The sequence below is a fragment of the Paenalcaligenes sp. DL 309 genome (genome assembly GCF_057475285.1).
The window spans coordinates 1-7,616 of record NZ_JBYBKW010000021.1 but is presented as its reverse complement, the minus strand read 5'-3'; the positions used below and the strand labels follow the sequence as shown (position 1 = coordinate 7,616).

The window sequence follows — 7,616 nt, the reverse complement described above, 5'->3', positions numbered from 1 at the left end:
AAGAAAGAGGCTGCGAAAGTGTTAAGTAGCTTAACAACCTAGCCTTAACTGAAAATACTCAGTCACTCACTAATTCTGTATTGATGGATGTGCTAAGTAACTTAACAACTCAGTTATCTAGCGTCTCCCGCGCGAAGCTCGGATCACTACCAAGAAAAAGACTGTGAAAGTGTTAAGTAGCTTAACAACCTAGCCTTAACTGAAAATACTCAGTCACTCACTAATTCTGTATTGATAGATGTGTTAAGTAACTTAACAACTCCGATAATTGACGCCTATTTTTAAGAATCCAGTCAAAGGTACTAAGTTCAATTAAGAGCGATCTCAATGAGACTACGTTCGACTTGAGTCCGACTAGGTGTGACTGAGGTCAAGCTGAAGGTCATCATGGTCCATCTGCAAGAGGACTGAGTCCGACTACAGTGCCCTGTAAGCTGCGCTATATCTACGTTTGAAGAAAAAATAGGGTTTGATTGTTGTAGTTTAATATGCTAAAAGTAATAGGTTATTTCAATAATCTAAAAGAAGAATAAACTAATTTTGGAGATGCCCTAAGAAAAGGCTTTTAAAATATAAATACTACTTATAAATAACAAAACCCCCCAAGCATAAGCTTGAAGGGTTTGTTAATTAAAAGGTACTAATAATAGATTTGAACTTCACGTAGAGACTCTTTGCACTTGTCTCTCGGCGAAATAGTAAGACTGTAACTGTTAGCGCAGTTGTATAAGTCTCGTCGCCTGGTGAAATTCCTTCACTGGAATCAATATCTCAATATTAGTACCGCGGATAACTGTTGTCAACAGAAACGTGGACTAACTATGACTATGACTTCCCCTGGGTGCCTTTTTGCATCCAAGCTTCCTGTAGCAATTCGCAAAGCTCGTGCACGAGCCTTAGAACACCCGTCACTATTTTCTAAGGGAAGGGTTATTGCGCTTGTACAAACCTTAATCTCTTACACAAACCTCGACTCTATAGAGTCCCCGGTGCTTTTCAATCGCAAAAAACCTGCCGAAATTCTTGACGTTTCAACGAGAACTATTGATAGATTACTTAACTCTTTAGAAGCATTAGGTTGGCTTCAACGATTGAAGCAGCCTCGTTTGAAATGTGGAGGATGGGGTGTTACGACAATACTATGGGCTCCTTGGGTGCTTGAAGATATCTTTGCTTTATCAGCAACTGAAGATAAATGGGGTCGTAAAGTCAGGCCGAATAATAAGAATCAATCAAAGCCACAAAAAACTTCAGTACCTTCATCTACACAAGCTCTAAAGCAAGCTCAAAAACCATCAAAAGAAGCTTCTATTTTGCCAAAGCACCGTGAGACAAAAATGGCGCACCTATCTTCCTCTCCTAAAGGAGAAGTATTACATAATAAGCTTAGTACCAAAGATCAAATAAACAATACATTCGATCCTTTCAACGAAAAGAAAAAGCGCGGAAGGCGAATACCTGAAGACTTAGTTGATCCAATGCACGAACTAGAGCTAACGCCAAGCAATATTTGTTGGCTTATGGCTAAATGCAAACAACAAGGAATTCAGTTGCAGCATGTGCTATCTGTAGCGTTAACGGGCATTCGAAAAAGAGCCTTAAAATCCAGTCAAGCTATTGCTTACCTGGTTCACATGATCAAAGTAAAAAAGGATTATGCTTACTTAGCAAAAGAGCAATCTGAAGCTCAAGCCTTAATAAAACGATCACAAAGACGTACAAAATGGTTAGAGAAAATGGCAAAGCACGCTTTCAAATCAGGAATAAAACTTCCAGATGGACAAGTAGTGTTGAATGTTATGGATGAGCTAGTGATGCTAGGGGATTCAAATGAAAGCCCGTTAGGCGCTGCGCCTAAAGTAAAGCTAGTAGAGCGTTTAATTCGAAAATACCCTCACTGGGCTAGGAGGCTTGGTAAAAAATGCACCACCAGGCCTCTAAGCACTGGAAAAACAGTGCTTAAAAATGAAAAAAAGCCCGTCTCTTCTGTTACATACGATTATCTAAATACTTTGAGAAATCTAACGAGAGGACATCGATGGGCTTAAATTCATATAAAGAACTAAAAAAAACCACTAAGGCCTTGTGCTTACGTCACGTTCAAAGAAAGAAGCTTATATAAGATGATAAACGATTGAGGTTAGCGTGCAGATGGCGTACAATTGACGTACTGATGTAGTGATGTGTAAGGGATCTAATGATGAAAACGACAAACTTTAATATGCGGTTAGATAAAGAACTGCGAGATAAGGCATTCCCAGTTTTTGAGCGTTACGGTTTGAGCGCGTCTCAGGCGTTTAGATTGTTTTTGAATCAAGTGGCAGAAACCAATCAGATCCCATTGTCGTTTGATTATGCTGCTACGGTGCCGAACACAGAAACGACAGAAGCGATTCGTCAGGGGCGCGAGGACTATGAGGCTGGGCGCTTGATTGGCTATCGTTCTGATGAGGTGTCGCAGGCATTAGTGGATGCGGCTCGTGACTAAAACGGTTTACCCCACAAATCAATTTAAACGTGATATTAAAAAACGGGCGTTGGAGCTAGCAACGCCAGCATGGGCTGAGGTTTTGCATTGTTTATGTACTGACTTAGTGCTGCCTAAAAAATACCGTGATCACGATTTAACAGGCAATTGGGTCGGCTGTAGAGACTGTCATGTCAAACCTGACTTAGTGTTGATTTACGAATATCGAAATAATGATCTAATCCTCCACCGACTAGGTACACACTCAGAACTATTTGGCTAATTCCCCCGGTTTTTTTGAAGCTCTAGGATATAAAAAACCCCAAAAGGTTGGAAGGGTGTCCAACTTCTTGGGGTCAGTTTACACTGGGGTTTTTCGGGGGGATTACATTGCGACAGCCTCTTTAGGGCGGGGAGGATGTCAAATTGATACTATTTAACCCGATTTTCTGAGTAACGATTGACGTTTAAAGTCTATAAGGTCATTATGATTTCCTATTAAATAGGAAGTCATAACAATGAATAAAAAACTTTTGGTCGTTCTCTTAGCCACAGCTAGTAGTGGCTTGTCAGCACAAAGTGTTAATTCCCTTTATTTTATTGGCGATAGCTTGACGGACTCAGGTCAGTTCGGTACGCGTTTTACTACGAACCCAGGTTTGGTATGGTCACAGGATTTGGCTCGGCAATTGGGCGTAAAGGCACTACCAAGTAGTCAAGGAGGAACAAACTTTGCGGTGGGTGGGGCTCGTGTTGCGGTAGGTTCGCAGCTTGATCCGTTACAGCCACCTGGGGCAATGAATCCTGCCGTGCCTGCGATGACAGAGCAGCTTAATCAGATGTTGGCTGTTACCGAAGGACGCTTGGATTCGAATGCGTTGTATGGCGTGTGGGGTGGTGCTAATGATTTGTTTGCCGTAACTGCAGATATTAACGCAGGCCCAGCGATTATTCAGCAGTCCATCATGGGGCAGGTCGGTATTATTAATACCTTACATGAGCAAGGTGCTCAGTCCATCATGGTGGCAGATATTCCCGACTTAGGTCAGACACCTGAATTTTCTGGTTCTCCTATCGTGTCCGCTATTGCCTCTGAGCTGACGAATACCTACAACCAAGGGTTAGCAGCAGCACTAGCATCTAATCCAGCGAATATTATTCCTCTAAATATTTCTGGGTTACTTAATGAGGTCATGCTTGATCCTCAAGCTTATGGTTTTACGAATGTAAAAGATGCTGCGTGTACAGTTAGCTCTGCTTTATTTTGTGGGCCGGATCAGTTAGTCACACCTGATGCAGCGCAAACGTATTTGTACGCAGATGGTGTTCACCCTACCTCTGGAGCGCACTCAGCTATTGCTGACTATGCTATGTCTGTGATGTCTGCAGGTACGGTAATGGGGCAATTGGGTGCTATAGCTAGTCAAGCCGGTTTGAGTCAGATGCAGCGTATTGATCGGCGCTTAGTCATGACACCCTCTAATGCAGAGTCAGGTCTACAGTTTTGGGCTGAAGGAGCTGCCGTTTTTGCGAACGGTAGCCAAGGAAATAGCAAACTCAATGGCACGAATGGTACAGGTAGTATTGGTATTAGCCAGCAATTAAACCAATGGACGTTTGGTGGCTATTTACAGTATGACAAACAAGACTCCCATTTACGTTCTAGCCACGATCTAGAACAAAAACGTATGGCGGGTGGTCTTTATAGTCGTTGGGCACAGGATAATATTTGGGTCAATGCGCAAGTTTATTATGCCGATTTAGACAGCAAGGTAAATCGGTATGTAGGATTAGCGGCAGGGCAGCGTGAGCATCAGTCCAAAGCAGATGGCTATCAGTTGGGTGGTCGATTAAGTGCCGGTTATGCTTGGCAGCATGGTGCTGTTATGCATGGCCCCTTAGTGGGATTATCTTTACAAAAAACCAAAGTCAAAGCGCTGAATGAGCAAGGTATTAATTCTTCGGCTATGCATTTTGATGCGCAAATACACAATTCAGTGCAAAGTAGTTTAGGTTATCAGTTATCTGTAGCTGTCAATCCAGCTTGGTCTGTGTATGCGTCAGGTCAGTGGTTGCATGAGTTCAAAAAAGCCAAGCAGCAACTCGGAGCTAGTCTGCAAACGGGTAATTACGCAGGTCGCCAGTTTAATCTAGCTACACAAGCGAATACGGTTAAAAATACGGGGCTGTTTGAAGTAGGGGCCTCAGGTCAACTTAGTAAACAATGGCAGTTGAATGCGGGTGTAACGGTAGAAACGGCTAATACGATCAATGCTCAGAGTGCAGTTTATGTGGGTACAGCGTATCGTTTTTAAGTGATTTGCAAGCAAAAATTGAAAAGTGAAAAAGGCTCCTTAATGGAGCCTTTTTATACAGCAGGTCTAGAAAGTACCTTTGGTATGCCTCTTACGGATTCATTGGGCTTTTCCGGTAACCTGACTTACATGATTGAGTCTAAAAACAAAACCACTGGCAACCGTCTAAGTATGACACCCAAGTTGACGGCCCCCCAAAAACAGTGCCATAAGGTTGATGAGGGTGTGCGAGAAGCACTGGATATCGTTGTAGACACCTCTCTTCCTGCTGCTAGAGTGGTACGTGTTCTTGAGCAGCTCAAAGCGGAGCGAGGCCTGCCCAAAATGATCCGTGTGGACAACGGTAGTGAAATGACCTCATTGTTGTTTACACAGTGGTGTGCGGAAAATGGAGTGACTATTCGTTATATTGAACCTGGCAAACCCAATCAAAACGCGTATATTGAACGTTTTAATAAAAGTTACCGCAATGAAGTCCTTGACCCCCATCTGTTCTCTTGCTTAACGCAAGTACGGGAGCTAAGTTGGGCCTGGATGATAAGTTATAACGAAGAGCGACCTCATGAATCGCTGGGCAATCTACCGCCTAGTGAATTTAAACGACGCGTAACGGCAAAAGTCTCTAGTTATGAACTGTGCGCTTGACGGTAAGTCTACGTAATGACATTACCATTATTCGATTTCATTCTTACCCTGCTTCTTCTTTAGCTAAAAGAGCTGTTTTTTTCTAGTACCTATATTAAGTAGGACATCACTAAAGACGAAGGTCATTAGGATAAGTACTTATTAGAAATACGCTTCTAAGCTATTTCTATTGGAGAAATCATATGGTAGAAACTTCAACAGAATGCAATCAAAAAGGTAGTAACTCTGCAAGTATAAATCAAATTCCTGCCTGGAATTATGAGTTTAATACAAAAGAGTTATTGAAAAATAAACGTGGTACAGCACCACTTTTCGCAGCTCTATTAGATAGGTCAAAGAAACTAGGGCAGTCTATTGAAGAGCTCTGTACCGTATTGGGATTTTCTTACCCTTACTACAATCAAGTAAAGAGTGGTAGGCGTTTACTAACAGCATCCTCATATGCTTTTACATCAGCTTGCGCCAAGTATTTAGGTGTTTCCAGATTAACTGTTCTTGTTTTAGCTAATTTAATTCAAGAGTCAGACCTAAGAGAGGAGTTGCAAGACATCGTAGGAGAACTTCCTAGAGCCATTGACTACATTATCCAAGATCCTCTCTGGATAGGGTTAGCAAATAAACATGTTAAAGAAACAGCGCCTAATCTTCAGTACCTTATAGTAAGACTTTATGAAAAGGCTACTGGAGTTAGCTTAATACCTAAGCGTTTGGACACTAATCAGGAAGCTTTAATTTTACAACAGATTAGTAATACTGTTTCTTATGCAATCCGAAAGGAGCCAGTTGGAAGTAAGGACTTATCAACAGATAAAACTGAAGTGATTCCTTTGTTCGACGCACTAAGGGCGAGAGCTCATCAATTAGGCTATTCAGTTGAGGAAATGTGCGCAGCACTTAATTACTCCTACTCATATTTCAACCAAATACGTGGGGGACGTCGATTTTTAAAAGCCACTTCTAAAGATTTTACAAAAGCATGCGCTAAGTTTTTAGGAGTACCGCATTTAACGGTCCTCATGATGGCTGACATAGTGAGTTTGAACGATTTTTATACAAAATCTCAAGATGTGACTAAACAGCTTCCTGAAGTTATTAAACAGGTTATTAAAGACCCTGAATGGTCTGGCTTAGCTGATAGTGAAGTATTAGCTAGTCCGCTAAAAACAAAGTACTTCATAGTTAAGCTTTATGAAAAAGGGTCAGGAAAGAGTCTTCTTCCAGTTAACGTTACACCAGAAGAAGAGCTTCATTACTTGAGAAATATCAATAAGAAAGTCAAGAGTTTAGTCTAGTAATAGCTAAATTTTAGAAGAATTGTTGGTACCAATAGCTAAATTTTAGAAGAATTGTTGGTACCTATACTTATCAACCAATTAGGTTTATTAAACTATATAAGGATTTATTGTATGAAAAACGTTTCCACAAAAAGTGCATTATTTGAAAATTTAGAGGAAAAACTAAATCTTTTTTATGATAAAGATAAAAGAATTCAAAAAGTAGTGAAAGAGAAGGTGGATTTTGTTGGTTCTGTTTGTGAAATGAAAGATTTTTCCATAGTTTTTATTATACAAAACAGTTTGAAGGAAAACTTATCTCAAAGTGACTTGGCAACTCTTGTTGATGCGTATGTCGAGATCCCTCCTGAAGGTGAACTTGAGGTAGATAGTCGCTATTACAACTATTTGTCTGCATCAATACCGCCAAGAAGTGATTTCAGTGTCATTAAAGAGGGTATGGAAACACTTGTTCTAAGAATTGAACCTCAGAAGTTTGTTGATATTAGAAATCGATTACCTTCTTTATCTGAGCAAAAAGAGATAGCTGACTATCTTGATGAGTTAGTCAGTTATTTTGATTATTTAATAGACGGAAATTCCGACTATTCAGACCATAATGTGTACTGGAATAACGTAGTACTTTGATATAGGAAATTTATTACTTTATTTAAAACACCCTCATTTTTGAACTGACCCCAAGAAGTTGGACACCTTTCCAACCTTTTGGGGTTTTTCTATGGCTAAATATAGTCCCGAGTTTAAGTTAAAAGTCACACTTGAAGCCGTGCAAGATCGTCTTAGTGTCCACTTCCCCATTACTGACACAGTTCTAAACTAGAGTTTTCCAGTTGTTGTCGGTATACCGACGGGGGAATATCACCTAAACTTTCGTGCGTGCGCTCTTCGTTGTAA

6 protein-coding genes and 1 pseudogene are annotated in these 7,616 nt (G+C 40.8%); all 7 read left to right on the top strand.

What is annotated here, in order from left to right; translation table 11 throughout:
• Positions 1-821: 821 nt before the first annotated feature.
• The 7 genes and pseudogenes from AC2UZJ_RS12290 to AC2UZJ_RS12260 all read left to right on the top strand — a co-directional run bounded on the left by AC2UZJ_RS12290 (position 822) and on the right by AC2UZJ_RS12260 (position 7,349).
• Positions 822-2,048: a hypothetical protein gene (locus AC2UZJ_RS12290; RefSeq protein ID WP_486950434.1), complete on the top strand. Its 1,227-nt coding sequence runs from the start codon at positions 822-824 to the stop codon at positions 2,046-2,048.
• 152 nt (positions 2,049-2,200) lie between these two features.
• Positions 2,201-2,488: a type II toxin-antitoxin system RelB/DinJ family antitoxin gene (locus AC2UZJ_RS12285; protein WP_486950433.1), complete on the top strand. Its 288-nt coding sequence runs from the start codon at positions 2,201-2,203 to the stop codon at positions 2,486-2,488.
• A complete protein-coding gene (locus AC2UZJ_RS12280) occupies positions 2,481-2,750 on the top strand; it encodes a type II toxin-antitoxin system YafQ family toxin (RefSeq protein WP_486950432.1) in 270 nt (89 codons plus the stop codon). The genes AC2UZJ_RS12285 and AC2UZJ_RS12280 overlap by 8 nt, the downstream gene beginning before the upstream one ends.
• A 235-nt stretch (positions 2,751-2,985) precedes the next feature.
• Positions 2,986-4,782 carry an autotransporter domain-containing protein gene (locus AC2UZJ_RS12275; protein WP_486950431.1) on the top strand — a complete coding sequence of 599 codons (1,797 nt, stop codon included), beginning with the start codon at positions 2,986-2,988 and terminating at the stop codon, positions 4,780-4,782.
• Positions 4,783-4,995: 213 nt separating this feature from the next.
• Positions 4,996-5,427: pseudogene (locus AC2UZJ_RS12270) on the top strand (transposase); the annotation flags it as partial.
• Between the two features lie 182 nt (positions 5,428-5,609).
• A complete protein-coding gene (locus AC2UZJ_RS12265) occupies positions 5,610-6,719 on the top strand; it encodes a helix-turn-helix domain-containing protein (protein WP_486950430.1) in 1,110 nt (369 codons plus the stop codon).
• A 114-nt stretch (positions 6,720-6,833) separates the two neighbouring features.
• Positions 6,834-7,349, top strand: a complete 516-nt coding sequence (locus AC2UZJ_RS12260) for a hypothetical protein (RefSeq protein ID WP_486950429.1) — start codon at positions 6,834-6,836, stop codon at positions 7,347-7,349.
• The last annotated feature ends 267 nt before the right edge of the window (positions 7,350-7,616 follow it).